Consider the following 15,642-nt stretch of genomic DNA (forward strand, 5'->3'; position numbering starts at 1 on the left):
CGGGGTACGCGACCTGGTCGTCGCGGGCGCGGACATCGTGAAGGTGGGCGTCGGGCCAGGCGCGATGTGCACCACCCGGATGATGGCCGGCGTGGCGCCTGGGCCCGTCGCCACACCGGCCGAGCCGGACGGCGACGCCTCCCCGGGCACGACCGGCGGCGCTCCGGCGGCCATCCCGGCGCCCCGCGTCTCCGGTTCCGCACGTGTGCCCGCACCCGCGCCCGCTCCGCCCGCACCCAGGCCGTCGGCATCCGCGCCGCCCGCCGCCACGGACGCGGCCGCAGGGGACGTCGCGGCACCCGCCGACGCCGTGGACTCGGCAGGCCCTGACAACGCACCGGCCCGGCAGGCGGACGCCGCCGACGGAACCGGCTCGGGACCGCACCACGGCTCCGCGACCTCGCCCGCCGAATCCGCCGAGCCGACGCCGACCGCCGCCGACCGCCCGGCCCCGCTCGGTGGCGCGTCCTCGGCAGCTGAGTCAGGCGCACCCGCCCGGGCCAGCGCATCCGTGCCCGGCCTGAGCCGCGTCTCGGCCGAGGAGGTCGCCGCCTCGGTGGGGGCCGCCCCGCCCGCCGCCGCCACCGTCTACCGGGCCGGGCCGGTGAACCCGGAACCGCCGGAGCCGGTCCAGCCACCGGAGCCCGCGCAGCCTCCGACGCCGAACGGCCCGGAGCCCGAGCCGGCGCCGACCCCGGTGCCGGGTCCGACGCCGCCGTCGCCGCCGGTCCCCGAGCCGGAACCTCCGCTCCGGCCCACGCCGCCTCTGCCCCCACCGCCCGCGCCCACCCCGCCGGCGCCGGCCCCACCCGGGCCGGTGCCGCCGGTGCCCGGGCCGCCGGTGCCGCCGCCGGGTCCGGCGGTACCCCCGCCACCGGCCCCGCCGGGACCGATGCCCGCGCCGCCGTTCCCGCCACCACCGGCGATGACCGGCGCTCCGGACCCGCTGCCCGCGCCGCCGTTCCCGCCACCACCGGCGAGGAGCGACGCTCCGGACCCGCTGCCCGCGCCGCTGTTCCCCGTCCCGCCGGCCGCACCGGCGTTCCCGCCCGCGCGGGCCGCCGTACCAGGTCCGCCGGCCGCGCCGGCCCCGCTCGTCGCGCCACCGGTCACGCCCGGCACGTCAGGCGCCGCGCAGCCGTCGTGGGCCGCCGCACCCGTGCCGGACCCACCGCCCGTGGTGCCGGCCCCGGCGCTGCCGACCTGGCCGCCGCCGGCCGTGCCCGCCCGCGACGCCGACACGACCCGTCCGGTACGCCCGCAGCCCGCCGGCCCGGACCTCGCCACCGCCGCGTACGGCGGGACGGACGGCCCGGGATTCGCCACCGTGTCCTTCCCGCAGGGCAACCCGCTGGAGAACTCCGGTTCCCTGACCGGGCACATCCTGGCCCAGGGCTGGTCCGAGGACAGCCCGGCCGCCCGGGGCGGCAACACCAAGGTGATCATCGTGTTGGCCGTCGCGCTGGCCATGCTCATCGGGATCAGCCTGCTCGTGGTCGTCCTGGCCAACGACGCGTTGAGCGGCCTGACCGGGACCATGCTCATCGAGTGACAGGGGTGAGCCCGCCCACTACCGCCTCGCACTGTCGTGGCGGAGTGGGCGATTCGCCGTACACTTGTCTGCGATCACTGACCCGGCGCGCCCCGACTGCGCGCCCATGGGCGATCTTGCGGGCGATTCGGCGGCGTGACAGGCCGCGGCGGGCCATCGCGAAGATGCGCCCCGCTCGAGAGGTATTTCTTGACCACGTTCGCTGAACCCAGCACGTCCCCGTCCGTCGACCCGACCCCGGAGAACATCGACTTCGCCTCCCTCGGCCTGCCCCGGCAGGTCGTCGAGGTGCTCACCCGGCAGGGCATCACCACCCCGTTCGAGATCCAGCGGGCCACGCTGCCCGACTCGCTCGCGGGCCGCGACGTCCTCGGCCGGGGCCAGACCGGCTCCGGTAAGACGCTCGCCTTCGGCCTGCCGGTGATCTCCCGGCTCGCCGACCGCAACCGGGCCCGGCCGCTGCACCCGCGCGCCCTGGTCCTGGTCCCCACCCGGGAACTCGCCATGCAGGTGAACGACGCCCTGATGCCGCTCGGCAAGGCGGTGGGCGTGTTCCTGAAGACCGCCGTCGGCGGTGTGCCGTACGACCGGCAGATCGACGCGCTGCGCCGTGGCGTGGAGATCGTCGTGGCCACCCCCGGACGGCTCGGCGACCTGATCGAGCGCGGCGTGTGCCGCCTCGACGACGTCGAGATCACCGTGCTGGACGAGGCCGACCAGATGGCGGACATGGGCTTCCTGCCCGAGGTCACCCGACTGCTGGCGAAGACTCCGGCGGACGCGCAGCGGCTGCTGTTCTCGGCCACTCTGGACAACGACGTCGACACGCTCGTCAAGCGGTTCATGACCGACCCGGTCACCCACTCGACCGCACCAGCCACCGCCGCCGTGTCCACCATGGATCACCACCTGCTGCTGATCCCGCCGCACGACAAGTTCGCGGTCGCCGCGTCCATCGCCGCCCGTGAGGGCCGCACCATGCTGTTCGCCCGTACGCAGCTCGGCGTGGACCGGCTGGTCGAGCAGCTCGCGGCCGTCGGTGTGCGGGCCGGTGGGCTGCACGGCGGCAAGACCCAGCGCATGCGCACCAAGACGCTCGCCGAGTTCCGCGAGGGCCGGACGCCCGTGCTGGTCGCGACCGACGTGGCGGCCCGGGGCATCCACGTCGACGGCGTCTCGCTGGTGCTGCACGTGGACCCGCCGAAGGACCCCAAGGACTACCTGCACCGGGCCGGCCGTACGGCTCGGGCCGGCGAGTCCGGCGCGGTGGCGACGCTCGTGCTGCCCAAGCAGCGCCGCACCACGCTGGCCATGATGGAGAAGGCGGGCGTCGAGCCGGCCGAGACCCGGGTCCGGGCGGGCGACGAGGCGCTGGCCGAGCTGACCGGCGCGCGCGAGCCCAGCGGCGTACCCGTGCGGGACGAGCCGGAGCCGCGACGCGGCGGCGGCCCGCGTCGCTTCGGCGACCGCGACGGCCGGGGCTTCGATCGTGGCGGACGCGGCTTCGGCGGCGGACGCGACTTCTCCGACCGTGGCGAGCGCCGCTTCGGCGACCGTGACGGCCGGGGCGAGCGCCGCTTCGGCGACCGGCCGGCGGGCGAGCGGTTCGCTGATCGCGGCGGTGACCGCCGGTTCGGCGACCGGCCGGCGGGCGAGCGCTACTCGGGCGAGCGGTCCGGCGGCGAGCGCCACTTCGGGCGGCCGGAGCGCCGCGACGACCGGAGCTTCGGCGGCCAGCGGTCCGACGACCGCGCTCCGCGCGGCGACGACAGGCGCTTCGGCGAGCGGTCCGACCGGCCGTACGGCGACCGGCAGCGGCCGGTGGCCGGACGCGGGTACGACCGCGACGAGCAGCGGTACGACGACCGGCCCAGTGGTTCGCGCGGCTTCGGCGACCGGCGCCAGGACGACCGCCCGCAGGCCGAGCGGCGTTTCGGTGACCGGGGTGACGCGCGTCCGGCCGAGCGCCGGGCCGGCGGTTTCCGGGCCGAGGGGCGGGGCCGGGACGACAGGCGCGGTTTCGGCGGTCGTCCGCCGGCACGTACCCACTGATCTGAGCGCACCCACTGCCGCCGTCGAGCATCCGCTCGGCGGCGGCAGTGCGTCTGTGGTGATTTCGGCTCCCGTTCTAGCTGCGCGGCGTGAGGACGGGATACCGCCGGGTCGGCTCATTCCCTACCTTCGAAGTCGTGACCAAGGAGACGGGACCGGGCGAGCTTGTCGCGGCCGGTGAGATCTTGAAGATGCTCGGCGTGGGCAGGTCGAGATTCCGCGAGATCCGGCGGCACCCCGCATTCCCCGCGCCGTATCAAGAGCTGTCGGTCGGCGCGGTCTGGTTGAAGCGGGACGTCGAGCGGTACATCAGGGAGCACCGGCAGCCCCGGCCAGCGGACGACGACGAGTAGGCCCGGGTTCCCGGAGCCGCTCGCCCGGCTGAGGGCGACGAGCAGGGATAGGCAGGCAACAAGCCCGGGACCGGGGCGGCGTTCGCGCATCCGCTGCCGCCGACGGCCGGGTCGCGTAACGTCCGGACCATGCCGAAGTCGCTCTTCTGGGCCCGGACCGACACCGCCGGTTCCGAGCACGTCGTGCTCGACGACGGTCAGGGGCTGACCGCGCAGGGTGTGGCGCTCGCCGTGGATCCGATCCCGTACACGTGCCGCTACCGGCTGGCCGTCGGGCCGGACTGGGCGACGAACCGGCTGGAGGTCGAGGCCGAGGGCGCCGGCTGGTCGCGGAGCGTACGCCTGGAGCGAGGCCGGGACGGTTGGCGCGTGCGTACCGGCGAGGAGGGTGACCTGGACGCGGCGCTGAGCGCGGCGGGTCACCCACCGGCGGGCCTGCCGGGTACCGACGATCCGGGCCGGCTGGCCGAGGCGCTCGACGTCGACCTGGGCGGGTCCCCGCTGACGAACACGCTGCCGATCCGCCGGATCGGGTTGGGGCGGCTGCCCGCCGACATGGCGACGGCGGTGACGGTGGCCTGGGTGCTGCTGCCCGGCCTGGCCGTGGTCTCCGCCGAGCAGGTCTACACCTCGCTGGGCCCGGGCCGGGTCCGGTACTCCAGCGGCACGTTCACCGCCGACCTGGAGGTCGACCCGGAGGGCTTCGTGGTGCGCTATCCGGGGCTTGCCGAGCGGGTCGACCCGCTCTGACCGGCCGGGGCCCGGCTCAGGCGGTCGGCCAGGTGCCGTCGGTCAGGAACCGCTCGATGGTGGCGAGGTGCGGGGCGAGGTCGAGGCCCTGCCCGGCCACCCACTCGTCGGAGTAATACGTGTCGCCGTACCGGTCGCCCGGGTCGCAGATCAGCGTGACCACCGAGCCGGTACGTCCGTCCGCCAGCATCTGGGCGATCAGCCCGAACGCGCCCCACAGGTTGGTGCCGGTGGAGCCGCCCACGCGGCGGCCGAGCACGGCCGAGCCGGCCCGCATCGCGGCCAGCGACGCGGCGTCCGGGACCTGCACCATCCGGTCCACCACGCCGGGCAGGAAGGACGCCTCGACGGTGGGCCGCCCGATGCCCTCGATCCGGGAGCCCCGGTCGGTGGACACCGACCAGTCGCCGGCCTGCCAGGCGGGGTAGAACGCGGAGTTCTCCGGGTCCACCACGCAGAGCTTGGTGGGCAGCCGGCGATAGCGGGCGTAGCGGCCGATGGTGGCGCTGGTGCCGCCGGTGCCGGCCCCGACCACGATCCAGGCGGGCACCGGGTGCCGTTCCAGCGCGAGCTGCGCGTAGATCGACTCGGCGATGTTGTTGTTGCCCCGCCAGTCGGTGGCCCGCTCGGCATAGGTGAACTGGTCCATGAACCGGCCGCCGCTGTCCTCGGCGAGCCAGCGCGCCTCCACCACCACCTTCGACGGGTCCCCGACCAGGTGGCAGCGCCCGCCCTGGAACTCGATCTGGGCGATCTTCTCCGGCGACGTGGAGGCGGGCATGACCGCGATGAACGGCAGCCCGAGCATCCGGGCGAAGTACGCCTCGGAGACGGCAGTCGAGCCGGACGACGCCTCGACGATCGTGGTGTCCGGGCCGATCCAGCCGTTGCAGAGGCCGTAGAGGAACAGCGAGCGGGCCAGCCGGTGCTTCAGCGAGCCGGTGGGGTGCACCGACTCGTCCTTGAGGTAGAGGTCGATCCCCCACTCGCGGGGCAGCGGGAAGGGCAGCAGGTGGGTGTCGGCGGAGCGGTTGGCGTCCGCCTCGACCGCGGCGATCGCCTCGGTCACCCAGCGCCGGCTGGCCTCGTCGCACCGGTCGAAGTGAGTCACGACGGCAACGTTACAAGCGAGGTGACCTCGCGTTTGCCTGGACCCGGCGGGTCTGCCGCCGCTGGCCGGCCCGCCCGGCGGCCCGGATCACCGGTGTGAGGGCCAGCGCTAGCCGGGGGAAGGCGTCCAGGAGCCGTACCTGGGCGCCACGCCAGCGCGGCAGGCTGACCACCGGGCGGGGCCGCCGGGCCAGCCGCACGGCCCGCGCGGCCACCCGCTCCGGCGTGAGCAGCGAGCCGGTGAAGGACGCCAGCGCTCCCGGGTCGTCCAGCTTGTCGTGCAGCATCGGCGTCCAGATCCCGTCCGGGCACAGGCACGACACGTGTACGCCCCCGACGCCGGCCATCCGCAGGTCGCTCTGCGTGCCGAGGCTGAACGCGAGCAGGGCGTGCTTGCTGGCCGCGTACACCGTCTCGCCCGGCGCGGCGATCAGCCCGGCCAGCGAGACGACGTTGAGCACGTGGCCGCGGCCCTGCTCGCGCATCACCGCGACGGCGGCGAGCGTGCCGTTCATCGCGCCGAGCGCGTTCACCTCGACGACCGCGCGCCGGGTCGGGGCGTCGTGCGCCCAGGACGGGCCGGTGACCAGGATGCCCGCGTTGTTCACCCAGAGCCCGAGGCCGCCGGGCGCGGCCGCCGCCTCGGCGGCGACGTCCGCGCAGGCGGATTCGTCGCGTACGTCGAGGGCGCGCGACCAGCCACCCAGCGGTGCGGCGGCTTCCGCCACGGCACCCGCGTCGACGTCGGTGAGCAGCACGTTCCACCCGTCGGCGTGCAGGGCGGCGGCGATCGCCCGCCCCAGCCCGCCGGCCGCGCCTGTGACCACCGCCGCACCGCGTCCCGAGCTCGTCATCGGCGCACGGTAACCGCAACCCCCGCGCGGAGGCCAGAGGCGTCAGGCGGTGGGGGGTTCCAGCGGCTGCGGGCGGTTCTCCCACTTGGTCGACAGCGCGATGCTGGTACGGGTGGACGCCACACCGGCCGTCCGGTTCAGCCGGACGATCAGCTGCTCCAGCTCGGCGATCGTGCCGACTCGCGCCTTGAGCAGGAAGGACTCGACGCCGGCCATGAAGTAGCAGGACTCGATCTCAGGAATGCGGCGGAACGACTCCAGCACATCGTCGGTGTCCGCGTCGGAGTCCTCGATGATGCCGATCAGCGCGGTGACGCCGAGCCCGATCGACTCCGGCTCGACCTCGGCCCGGTACGCCCGGATCACCCCGCTGGACTCCAGCTTGCCGACCCGCTCGTGCACGGCCGGGGCGGAGAGGCCGACCTGACGGGCCAGCTCGGCGTACGACAGACGGGCGTTGCCCCGCAGCAACTCCACGAGGCTCAGGTCGATCGTGTCCACGGAGAGTGACCCTATCCGCTCGACGGCTACCGAACGCGGTCGGTACCCGCGGCCCGGCCCTTCACAAACGTACGATCAGGGGGTTCTCCGCCGGTACCATTTCCGAACTTCCCAGTGTGTGCGTTTTTCGCGTTTGACGGACACGCCCGGTAGCCGGTGCTGTAATTGCCATACGTCCCTCATGACGGCTCTGGGCTCGCACCGGCCGGGGGCAGTGTGTTCAGCCGGGGGCTTCGTCGACGCGAGGAGGGGGCTGTGGACACTGGAGATCGCCTGCTGACACCGGGTGAGGTCGCTGCGCTGTTTCGGGTGGACCCGAAGACCGTGACCAGATGGGCAGCGGCCGGCCGGATCGGCAGTATCCGGACTCCAGGAGGGCACCGCCGGTTTCGGGAATCCGAGGTGCGGGCCCTGCTCGAGGGGGAGGGCATGCTGGACGAGGCGGAGGACATGGGCAAGGCCCGCAACATGGGCCAGACCGCTTCCACCGGCCCCGGACCGGCGAACGCCGGCATGTACTGAACGTACGGGGCGCGGTCCGGCCGAGGGCCGCGCCCCCGCACGCCGGGCCGGTCAGTCCGCGGCGGCCTCCCGGCGCCCGGCGGCCACCTCGCCGGACCACCGCCGGAACAGCGTGTGCTCCACGCCGAGCGCGTCGAGCACCTTCCCGGCCACGAAGTCCACGAGTTGCCCGGCGGACGCCGACGCGCCGGCGCCGTAGAAGCCCGGGCTGGCCGGCAGCACCACCGCGCCGGCGTCGTGCAGCGCGATGAGGTGTTCCAGGTGACTGCGGGTCACCGGCGTCTCCCGGGGCACCACGACGACCGGGCGGCGCTCCTTGAGGTTCACCTCGGCGGCGCGCTGGAGCAGATCCTTCGACAGCCCGATCGCGATGCCGGCGCACGCGGCGGTGCTGGCGGGCACCACCGCCATGCCGCGTACCCGGTAGGAGCCGCTGCTCGGGCCGGCGGCCAGGTCACCGGCGGGCCAGTGCCGCAGGTCCGCGCCGGTGAGGTCGCGGTCGAGCCAGGCGGCCAGGTCCTCGGCCCAGTGCCCGTCCCGGAACGGCCGGCCGGTCTCGTCCAGCACCGTCAGCCGGGCCGCCCGGGAGACGATCAGGTCCACCGCCTGGCCGGCGTCGAGCAGTGCCCGGACGACAGCCGCCGCGTACGGCGTGCCCGAGGCTCCGGAGACACCCACCACCCATGGTTCGCGCATGCCCTCAAGCGTGCCTGGTCGCGGCGGACGCCGGGCGGGGACCCCCGTTCGGTCGGCCCGCCCGGGATGTCCAGCGGGTTCACGCGACATCCCACGGCATGAAAGTCTTCGATCGGCGATCGACTTCCACGGAGGGGCCGGTGATGACGGGGGCGGTGCTGCGGGCGCTGCGCTCCGACTGCCCCGTCGCACCCCGCATCTCCCCGTACGCCGACCGGGTGCAGGGCTGGCTGGTGGAGCACGTCGACCGGCTCGGCCTGCCGGCTGACCCGGACACCCGGCGACGGCTGGCGCGGGCCGGCTTCGCCCGGTACGCGGGCCGCCTCTACCCGGACGCCACCGAGCCCGACCTGCGGGTGCTCACCGCGCTGTTCACCTGGTTCTTCCTGGTCGACGACGCCTGCGACGGGCGGGACGGGCTGACCCCGGCGCAGATCCGCGCGTTGCGCGACGGCGCGCTCGCGTTGCTGCGCGAGGGTCCGCGCGCCCGCCACCCGGGCTTCTCCGGCCCGCTGCGGCGTCTGCTGGTGCAGGCGTGGCGGGAGCCGCGCCGCCGGATGCCGGCCCGGTGGCGGCTGCGTTTCGCCGACGCGGTCGCCGACCACCTCGACGGGGTGCACCGGGAGGCCACCGCCACCACGTCCGGCCGTCCACCGGGCGTCGCCGAGTACGTGCGGCTGCGCCGGGCCACGTCGGCGGCGTACGTCTCGTACCCGCTGATCGAGTTCGCGTCCGGGCGTCCGCTGCCCGACGCGGTCTACCACCATCCGGCGCTGCGCCGGCTCGCCGACCTCGCGAACGACCTGCTGTCCTGGTTCAACGACATCGCCTCGCTGGAACGCGACCGGGCCACCGGCGGCGGGCACAACCTGGTGCTGGCGATGGCCGCCGAGCGGGGCGTGCCGGTGCCGGCGGCGGTCGACCTGGTGGCCGGGCACTGGCGGGCCGAGATGGGGCGATTCGCCGCGCTCCTGGCGGCGGCGCCGTCGTTCGGGCCGACGCTCGACCAGGCCGTCGCCGTCCACCTCGACGGCCTGGCCGCCGCCGTGCGCGGCACCGTCGACTGGACGCTGGAGAGCGCCCGCTACCCGGTCGGCGCGACGCCGTGAGCCGGTCCGTTTACGGCCGCAGGCCGAGCCGGATCACCAGGTCGAGCAGCGCGAGGACGAACAACGCGATGCCGACGAAGCCGTTCGCGGTGAAGAACGCCCGGTTGACCTTGCTCAGGTCGGTCGGGCTGACCACCATGTGCTGGTAGGCGAAGGCGACAGCGGTCAGCGCCAGCCCGATCCACCACAGCCAGCCGAAGCCGACCCAGGCGCCGAACCAGATGAACAGCGCGAACGTCACCACGTGCGCGACTGTGGAGGCGTGCAGCGCGAAACGCCGGCCGTACCGGGCGGGGACGCTGTGCACGCCGATCTCCCGGTCGATCTCCGAGTCCTGGCAGGCGTAGATCAGGTCGAAGCCGCCGATCCACAGGCCCACCGCCGCACCGAGCAGCCACGCCGGACCGGAGCCGTCGAGCGTGCCGGTGACCGCCAGCCAGGCGCCGACCGGGCCGACCGCCTGGGCCACCGCGAGGATGGCGTGCGGCCAGTTGGTGAACCGCTTGCCGTACGGGTAGACCACCAGCGGCACCACGGCGAGCGGCGCGAGCACCAGGCAGAGCGGGTTGAGCAGGGCGGCTGCGGCCAGGAACACCACGAGCGCGACCGCCGCGCCGGTCCAGGCCGTCCGCACGCTCACCGCGCCGGTGACCAGTTCCCGGTTCGCCGTACGCGGGTTCCGCGCGTCGATCCGCCGGTCCAGGATCCGGTTCGCGGCCATGGCGAACGTCCGCGCGCCGACCATCGCCACGGTGATCAGCAGCAGGTCTCCCCAGCGCACCCGGCCGCCGTTGAGCTGCATGGCGGTCAGCGCCGACAGGTACGCGAACGGCAGCGCGAAGACGGAGTGCTCGATGGCGACGAGCTTGAGGAAGGACGAGACCCGGCCGGGCCGTTCCTGTACTGCCGCCGTCATCAGATCCCGTATTCCTTCCAGCGCTTGTCGACAAGCGAGACCACCTCGGGCGACATGCGCATCTCCTCCGGCCAGCCCCGGGTGTAGCCCTCCTCGGGCAGCTTCCGGGTGGCGTCGATGCCCGCCTTGCCACCCCAGAACTGCTGGTACGAGGCGTGGTCGAGGTGGTCCACCGGGCCTTCGGTGAGCATCAGGTCACGGGCGTAGTCGACGTTGCCGAAGGCGCGGAACGCGACCTCGTTGTAGTCGTGCACGTCGCAGTCCTCGTCGACGATCACGATCAGCTTGGTCAGCGACATCATGTGCGCGCCCCAGATCGCGTTCATGACCTTCTGCGCGTGCTTCGGGTAGCGCTTGCGGATCGACACGATCGCGCAGTTGTGGAAGACACCGGCGGCGGGCAGGTCGTAGTCGACGATGTCCGGGATCAGGAAGCGCAGCAGCGGCGCGAAGATCCGCTCGGTGGCCTTGCCGAGACCGTGGTCCTCCTGCGGCGGCTGGGACGTGACGATCGAGTGGTAGACCGGGTCGCGCTGCGTGGTCATGCACTCGATGTGCATGACCGGGAACGGCTCGACCGGCGTGTAGAAGCCGGTGTGGTCGCCGAACGGCCCCTCGGGCAGGCGCTCGCCCGGCTCGATGTAGCCCTCCAGCACGATCTGCGCGTGCGCCGGCACCTGAAGCGGGACGGTCAGGCAGTCCACCATCTCGACCCGCTCACCGGCGAGGAACCCGGCGAACAGGTACTCGTCGATGTCGGCCGGCAGCGGCGCGCTGGCCGAGTACGCCACGACCGGGTCCGCGCCGATCGCGATCGCCACCGGCAGCCGCTGGCCGAGCCGCTCGGCGACGGCGTGGTGCGCCGTGGAGTTCTTGTGGATTTGCCAGTGCATGCCGATGGTGTTGTGCGAGTGCTGCTGGAGCCGGTAGAGCCCGAGGTTGCGCTTGCCGGTCTCCGGGTGCTTGGTGTGGGTCAGCCCGAAGTTGTGGAAGATCCCGCCGTCGCCGGGCCACACCTGCAACCCGGGCAGCCGGTTCAGGTCGACGTCGTCGCCCCGGTAGACGACCTGCTGGCAGGGGGCGGTCTTGACCTTCTTCGGCGGCATCGACTTGAGCTGCATGACCTTGCCGAGACCGCCCATCATCCCGGAGAAGCCCTGCGGCAGCTCCGGCTTGAGCATCTCGCCGATCCGCGCGCCGATCTCGTCGAGGTGTTCCACCCCGAGCGCCATCGCCATCCGCTTCTCGGTGCCGAACAGGTTGATCGCCACCGGCATCTCGCCCCGGGTGGGGCGCTCGAACAGCAGCGCGGGCCCGCCGGCCCGGACGGTGCGGGTGACGATCTCGCTGATCTCCAGCGTGGGGTCGACCGGCGCGCTCACCCGCCGCAGCTCGCCCGCACGCTCCAGCGCCGCGAGGAAGTCCTTCAGATCGGTGTACGGAAAGCGAGCCGCCATAACCCCCATCCTCCCCCACCTCCCTGAGATGCAAGGAAGGGCCCCTTGTTAACGCATCCGGTGGAGGCGGGGCCCCCTGTTAACACCTTCGCCGCATGGACGGAGGTCGGCCGGGTAGTCGGCGGCATGGACGAACCGCGGGTGCCGGCGGGCTTCACCGAGCAGCGGGCCAGAGCCGGCGACGTGGAGATCAACTATATCCGGGGTGGCCGGGGGCCGACCCTGGTGCTGCTGCACGGCTATCCCCAGTGCTGGCGCATGTGGCGGCACGTGCTGCCGGAGCTGGCCCGGTCGTACGAGGTGATCGCCCCGGACCTGCGCGGCTTCGGCGACAGCGACGCCCCGCCCGGCGGATACGACAAGAAGACGATCGCCGCCGACCTGCACCGGCTGCTGACCGGTCTCGGTCTCGCCGAGGAGATCCGGCTGGTCGGGCACGACCTGGGCACCATGGTCGCGTACGCCTACGCCGCCGCCCATCCCGAGTCGGTCACCCGGCTGGTGCTCAGCGAGGCGCCGATCCCCGACGAGAGCATTTACGCGATCCCGGCGCTGACCGCCGTCGGCCCGGCGGTGTGGAACTTCGGCTTCTTCAACGTCCCCAACGGCCTGCCCGAGCAGCTCGTCGCCGGGCGGGAGGCGCTCTGGGTCGACCGGTTCACCGACTCCATCATGGTCAACAAGGGCAGCCTGGGCCCGGGCGACATCGAGGAGTACGCGGGCCACCTGCGCGACGAGGCGCACCTGCGGGCGAGCTTCGGCTATTTCCGGGCGTTCGGGCAGGACGTCGCGGACAACACGGCGTACCGGGGCACGAAGCTGCCGATGCCGGTGCTCGCCGTCGGCGCGCAGGCCAGCCTGGGCGGGCAGGTGGCCGAGCAGGTCCGCCGCTATGCCGGCGCGGTCACCGGGGCGGTGGTGGAGGACTGCGGCCACTGGCTGTTCGAGGAGCAGCCGGCGAAGCTCACCGCGCTGCTGCTGCCGTTCCTGCGGGGCTGACCGGCGCCGCGCGGCTCAGTGCCGACGGGCCGACCGACGTTGCGCATCACGTGGCGGAGTTGTGCCACACATCAGCTGTCGGATCACATGGCGTAGGGCCTCAGGCGGCGGGCGTCCAGGCGTACGCGGCCAGCGGCGGGTCGAGCGGCGCCTCGGTGAGCCGGTTGGCGAACGTGGAGATCGTGTACGTGCCGACGCCGAGCACCACGTCCAGCGCGTGCCGTGGCTGCCACCCGGCGGCGAGCAGCGCGTCCAGGTCGGCGTCGGGGACCGCGCCCCGGTGGTCGAGCACGGCGACGGTGAAGCGGCGCAGCGCCTCCAGCCGGGGGTCGGGTACCGTCGCGCCGGTCCGTAGCGCCTCGATCAGCGCCGGCGCGGCGGCGTGGCGGACCAGCGTCGCGGTGTGCATCGCCACGCAGAGGTGGCAGCCGTTGCGGGTGGCGACGGTGAGCACGACCACCTCCCGGGCGACCGGGTCCAGGTCGGTGGCCTCGAACGCGGCGTTGGCGGCGAGGAAGCCCTTTAGTAGTTCGGGCGAGCCGGCCATCAGGCCGACGGCGGCGGGCAGATGGCCCAGTGAGCGGCGTACGCCGGCCATGACCGGGCGGGCGGCGGCGGGCGCGGTGTCCGGCTCGTACGCGGTGAAGCGGGACATGACTGTGCCCCTCTCGTAAGATGGTCAACGTGGTTGACGGAATGGTAAACGTGGTTGTCGAACATGGCAACGCCTGACCGCCCCGGCTTCGCGCTGCCGCTGCTCCTGCTCGCCGGCTTCCGTACGCTCGTCGACGACCTGCACGCCGAACTGGCCCGCCAGGGGCACCCCGAGCTGCGCCCGGCCCACGGCTTCGTGCTCCAGGCCGTCGGCCCGGCCGGGACCACCGCCTCCGACCTCGGCCAGCGCCTCGGCGTCTCCAAGCAGGCCGCCGGCAAGACGGTGGACCGGCTGGTCGCCCTCGGCTACCTGGAACGCGTGGACGACCCCGCCGACGCCCGCCGCAAGCTGGTCCGGATGACCGCGAAGGGCCGCGACGGGCTGCACCGCTCGGCGGTGGTCTTCGACGAGCTACGCAACCGCTGGGCGGCCACGCTCGGCGCGGACCGGGTCGCCGCCATCGAGGACGACCTACGCCGGATGGTCCCCGCCGACGTGTTCCGCCTGGACGTCCCCGGCTGGTTCGGCGGGTGAGACGCCCGCTCAGCGCCCGTAGAGAAGTGCCGGGTCTACCAGGACCACATCCGCCCGACCGGCCGCGGCGTCGACGAGGTCGTCCTCGAAGCCGTGGCCGCCCGCCAGCAGCAGCCGCGCTCCGCCCGCGTCGAAGCCGGGTCGCTGCCGCACCAGCAGGGCCCGGATCCGCTCCAGCCGCTGGAGGTCGGCCCGGCCCAGCCGGCGACCCCACTTGACCTCACCGATCGCCAACAACGGGCGAGGGCCGTCGCCCGGTGGCGGCTCGCCCACCGCGACCAGGTCGAGTTCGTGACGCGTCCGGGTGTCCGGGTCGGTCAGCGTCGCCGCGCTCACCTCGGCGACGTGCCCGCCGAGAAGCTCGGGTTCGGCGAAGCGCAGCGACCACTGCCGCACGATCTCCTCGAACCGGGGCCCGAGCACCGCGCTTGCGTAGCGCCGCTGTGAACGACGCCAGACGTCGGCTCCGCGCCGCTGCTCCAGAGCCGTCCAAGCCGGGCGCATCACTGCCTGGTAGAAGGTGATCAGCGGTTCGGTGATCCGGTAGCTGCTGCGACCGCTGCGCAGCGGGTCGGGCTCACGCACCAGCAGTCCGGCGTCCTCCAGCACGGTCAGCGGGTGCTGGAGGTCGGTGGCCTTCCGCCCGATGTAACCGGCGATGCCGCCACGGCTGGCGTTCCCTTCCGCGACGGCGGCGAGAACCGAGTGGTACAACGCGGTGTCCCTCAGGTCCGGATCCTCGGCCAGCAGGTACCGGGCCTCACGGAACAGCGGCCGGGCCGGGTTCAGGACCGTCCGCACGATCCAAGCGTCGAAGTCGTCCGGCCCGGCCGGGGTGTCGTCCTGGACGTACTCCCGGCGGTACGCGGGGGTGCCGCCGACGACGGAGAAGACGCGTACCGCCAGCAGCGGGTCGTCGATCTGCCAGAAGGCCGCCGCAGCGCGGAAGTCCAGTGGCTGCACCGGCAGTTCCAGACCGGCCCGCCCGCGCAGCGGCGCCGATCCGGCGAGCAGCCCTCCCATGAAGGACAGCGCCGAGCCGCACAACAACAACCGCGCCCGGGAGCCGGTCCGCTCCGGACGGCCGGGCGTCAGCGCATGCTGGATGATCGACGGCAGGTCACGGGCCGCACGCACCAGGTACGGGAATTCGTCGAGGACGACAGTGACGGGGCGTTCCCGTCCCAGCGCGAGCAGCGCGTCGACCGCAGCACCCCAGTCCGGCAGGTGGACGGGACCGGGTGACCCGGAGTACGCGCCCAGCGCCTCACCCAGCCGGCGCAGCGATTCCGTCGACGTCGCCTCGGTAGCGCCGAAGTAGAAGCCGTCGCTCGCCTGCGCAAGTTGGTACAGCAGCAGGGTCTTGCCCTGCCTGCGGCGGCCGCTGACCACGCCGAGCGTCGCGCCGGGCCGGTCGTCGGCCACGAACCGGGCCAGTTCGGCCCACTCGACGTCCCGGTCGAAGATCTCTGCGGGCTTTCCGAGCAGCGGCATACCGACACCACACTTCTTATAACTACAGTTCTAAGAAGTGTAGTCCTACATTCTGCGTCACTGACAGCTTCGCCGACGGCGGTTCATC

At 73.6% G+C, this 15,642-nt stretch carries 16 protein-coding genes; 8 read left to right on the forward strand and 8 right to left on the reverse strand.

The genetic code is table 11. The features are described from left to right. The 4 genes from AB0B20_RS04935 to AB0B20_RS04950 all read left to right on the forward strand — a co-directional run. On the forward strand, positions 1-1,552 hold a 1,552-nt coding region (locus AB0B20_RS04935; protein ID WP_357468219.1), incomplete at its 5' end, for an IMP dehydrogenase. 189 nt (positions 1,553-1,741) lie between these two features. After that, on the forward strand, positions 1,742-3,604 hold the full coding sequence (locus AB0B20_RS04940; protein ID WP_357468221.1) for a DEAD/DEAH box helicase: 1,863 nt from the start codon (positions 1,742-1,744) through the stop codon (positions 3,602-3,604). A 137-nt stretch (positions 3,605-3,741) separates the two neighbouring features. After that, entirely contained in the window at positions 3,742-3,957 is a 216-nt protein-coding gene (locus AB0B20_RS04945; RefSeq protein WP_357386843.1) for a hypothetical protein, read from the forward strand. 129 nt (positions 3,958-4,086) lie between these two features. Continuing rightward, complete coding sequence (locus AB0B20_RS04950) at positions 4,087-4,707, forward strand: putative glycolipid-binding domain-containing protein (RefSeq protein ID WP_357468225.1); 621 nt, start codon at positions 4,087-4,089, stop codon at positions 4,705-4,707. A 16-nt stretch (positions 4,708-4,723) separates the two neighbouring features. Here AB0B20_RS04950 and AB0B20_RS04955 read toward each other — a convergent pair whose 3' ends face one another. Genes AB0B20_RS04955 through AB0B20_RS04965 form a run of 3 tightly spaced genes read right to left on the reverse strand, consistent with a single transcriptional unit; the run spans position 4,724 to position 7,172 of the window. Then, positions 4,724-5,818, reverse strand: coding sequence for a PLP-dependent cysteine synthase family protein (locus AB0B20_RS04955; RefSeq protein ID WP_357468228.1), 1,095 nt, complete (start codon positions 5,816-5,818; stop codon positions 4,724-4,726). Between the two features lie 10 nt (positions 5,819-5,828). Further along, entirely contained in the window at positions 5,829-6,671 is an 843-nt protein-coding gene (locus AB0B20_RS04960) for an SDR family oxidoreductase (protein ID WP_357386837.1), read from the reverse strand. A gap of 42 nt (positions 6,672-6,713) precedes the next feature. Continuing rightward, positions 6,714-7,172, reverse strand: a complete 459-nt coding sequence (locus AB0B20_RS04965; protein ID WP_018787850.1) for an Lrp/AsnC family transcriptional regulator — start codon at positions 7,170-7,172, stop codon at positions 6,714-6,716. Between the two features lie 255 nt (positions 7,173-7,427). Here AB0B20_RS04965 and AB0B20_RS04970 point away from each other — a divergent pair, with 255 nt between their 5' ends. Beyond that, positions 7,428-7,694, forward strand: coding sequence for a BldC family transcriptional regulator (locus tag AB0B20_RS04970; RefSeq protein ID WP_357386835.1), 267 nt, complete (start codon positions 7,428-7,430; stop codon positions 7,692-7,694). A gap of 51 nt (positions 7,695-7,745) precedes the next feature. Here the strand turns inward: AB0B20_RS04970 and AB0B20_RS04975 are convergent, their stop codons facing one another. Next, positions 7,746-8,390 (reverse strand): UbiX family flavin prenyltransferase, encoded by a 645-nt coding sequence (locus AB0B20_RS04975; protein ID WP_357386833.1) that lies wholly within the window; start codon positions 8,388-8,390, stop codon positions 7,746-7,748. Between the two features lie 143 nt (positions 8,391-8,533). On the opposite strand from AB0B20_RS04975, the gene AB0B20_RS04980 reads away from it, so the two are divergent. Further along, on the forward strand, positions 8,534-9,499 hold the full coding sequence (locus tag AB0B20_RS04980) for a terpene synthase (RefSeq protein ID WP_357468233.1): 966 nt from the start codon (positions 8,534-8,536) through the stop codon (positions 9,497-9,499). A 10-nt stretch (positions 9,500-9,509) separates the two neighbouring features. Here AB0B20_RS04980 and mqnP read toward each other — a convergent pair whose 3' ends face one another. Together mqnP and AB0B20_RS04990 are read right to left on the reverse strand one after the other, a co-directional pair. Continuing rightward, entirely contained in the window at positions 9,510-10,415 is a 906-nt protein-coding gene (mqnP, locus tag AB0B20_RS04985) for a menaquinone biosynthesis prenyltransferase MqnP (protein WP_357468236.1), read from the reverse strand. Further along, positions 10,415-11,872 carry a menaquinone biosynthesis decarboxylase gene (locus tag AB0B20_RS04990; protein WP_357386827.1) on the reverse strand — a complete coding sequence of 486 codons (1,458 nt, stop codon included), beginning with the start codon at positions 11,870-11,872 and terminating at the stop codon, positions 10,415-10,417. The genes mqnP and AB0B20_RS04990 overlap by 1 nt, the downstream gene beginning before the upstream one ends. A 126-nt stretch (positions 11,873-11,998) precedes the next feature. Between AB0B20_RS04990 and AB0B20_RS04995 the strand changes: the two genes are divergently transcribed. Next, positions 11,999-12,871, forward strand: a complete 873-nt coding sequence (locus AB0B20_RS04995) for an alpha/beta hydrolase (protein ID WP_357468239.1) — start codon at positions 11,999-12,001, stop codon at positions 12,869-12,871. 100 nt (positions 12,872-12,971) lie between these two features. On the opposite strand, the gene AB0B20_RS05000 is transcribed toward AB0B20_RS04995, so the two are convergent. Continuing rightward, on the reverse strand, positions 12,972-13,526 hold the full coding sequence (locus AB0B20_RS05000) for a carboxymuconolactone decarboxylase family protein (RefSeq protein ID WP_357386823.1): 555 nt from the start codon (positions 13,524-13,526) through the stop codon (positions 12,972-12,974). Positions 13,527-13,589: 63 nt separating this feature from the next. On the opposite strand from AB0B20_RS05000, the gene AB0B20_RS05005 reads away from it, so the two are divergent. Continuing rightward, entirely contained in the window at positions 13,590-14,060 is a 471-nt protein-coding gene (locus tag AB0B20_RS05005; RefSeq protein WP_357468242.1) for a MarR family winged helix-turn-helix transcriptional regulator, read from the forward strand. A gap of 9 nt (positions 14,061-14,069) precedes the next feature. Here AB0B20_RS05005 and AB0B20_RS05010 read toward each other — a convergent pair whose 3' ends face one another. After that, on the reverse strand, positions 14,070-15,554 hold the full coding sequence (locus AB0B20_RS05010) for an ATP-binding protein (protein WP_357468245.1): 1,485 nt from the start codon (positions 15,552-15,554) through the stop codon (positions 14,070-14,072). Positions 15,555-15,642: the final 88 nt, after the last annotated feature.

Source organism: Micromonospora sp. NPDC049151, from assembly GCF_040648395.1.
Classification (GTDB): domain Bacteria; phylum Actinomycetota; class Actinomycetes; order Mycobacteriales; family Micromonosporaceae; genus Micromonospora.

Coding starts and splice junctions, on each gene's coding strand:
- AB0B20_RS05005 (WP_357468242.1), top strand. CDS start 13,590: ATGGCAACGCCTGACCGCCCCGGCTTCGCGCTGCCGCTGCTCCTGCTC.
- mqnP (WP_357468236.1), bottom strand. CDS start 10,415: ATGACGGCGGCAGTACAGGAACGGCCCGGCCGGGTCTCGTCCTTCCTC.
- AB0B20_RS04995 (WP_357468239.1), top strand. CDS start 11,999: ATGGACGAACCGCGGGTGCCGGCGGGCTTCACCGAGCAGCGGGCCAGA.
- AB0B20_RS05000 (WP_357386823.1), bottom strand. CDS start 13,526: ATGTCCCGCTTCACCGCGTACGAGCCGGACACCGCGCCCGCCGCCGCC.
- AB0B20_RS04960 (WP_357386837.1), bottom strand. CDS start 6,671: ATGACGAGCTCGGGACGCGGTGCGGCGGTGGTCACAGGCGCGGCCGGC.
- AB0B20_RS04980 (WP_357468233.1), top strand. CDS start 8,534: ATGACGGGGGCGGTGCTGCGGGCGCTGCGCTCCGACTGCCCCGTCGCA.
- AB0B20_RS04950 (WP_357468225.1), top strand. CDS start 4,087: ATGCCGAAGTCGCTCTTCTGGGCCCGGACCGACACCGCCGGTTCCGAG.
- AB0B20_RS05010 (WP_357468245.1), bottom strand. CDS start 15,554: ATGCCGCTGCTCGGAAAGCCCGCAGAGATCTTCGACCGGGACGTCGAG.
- AB0B20_RS04975 (WP_357386833.1), bottom strand. CDS start 8,390: ATGCGCGAACCATGGGTGGTGGGTGTCTCCGGAGCCTCGGGCACGCCG.
- AB0B20_RS04990 (WP_357386827.1), bottom strand. CDS start 11,872: ATGGCGGCTCGCTTTCCGTACACCGATCTGAAGGACTTCCTCGCGGCG.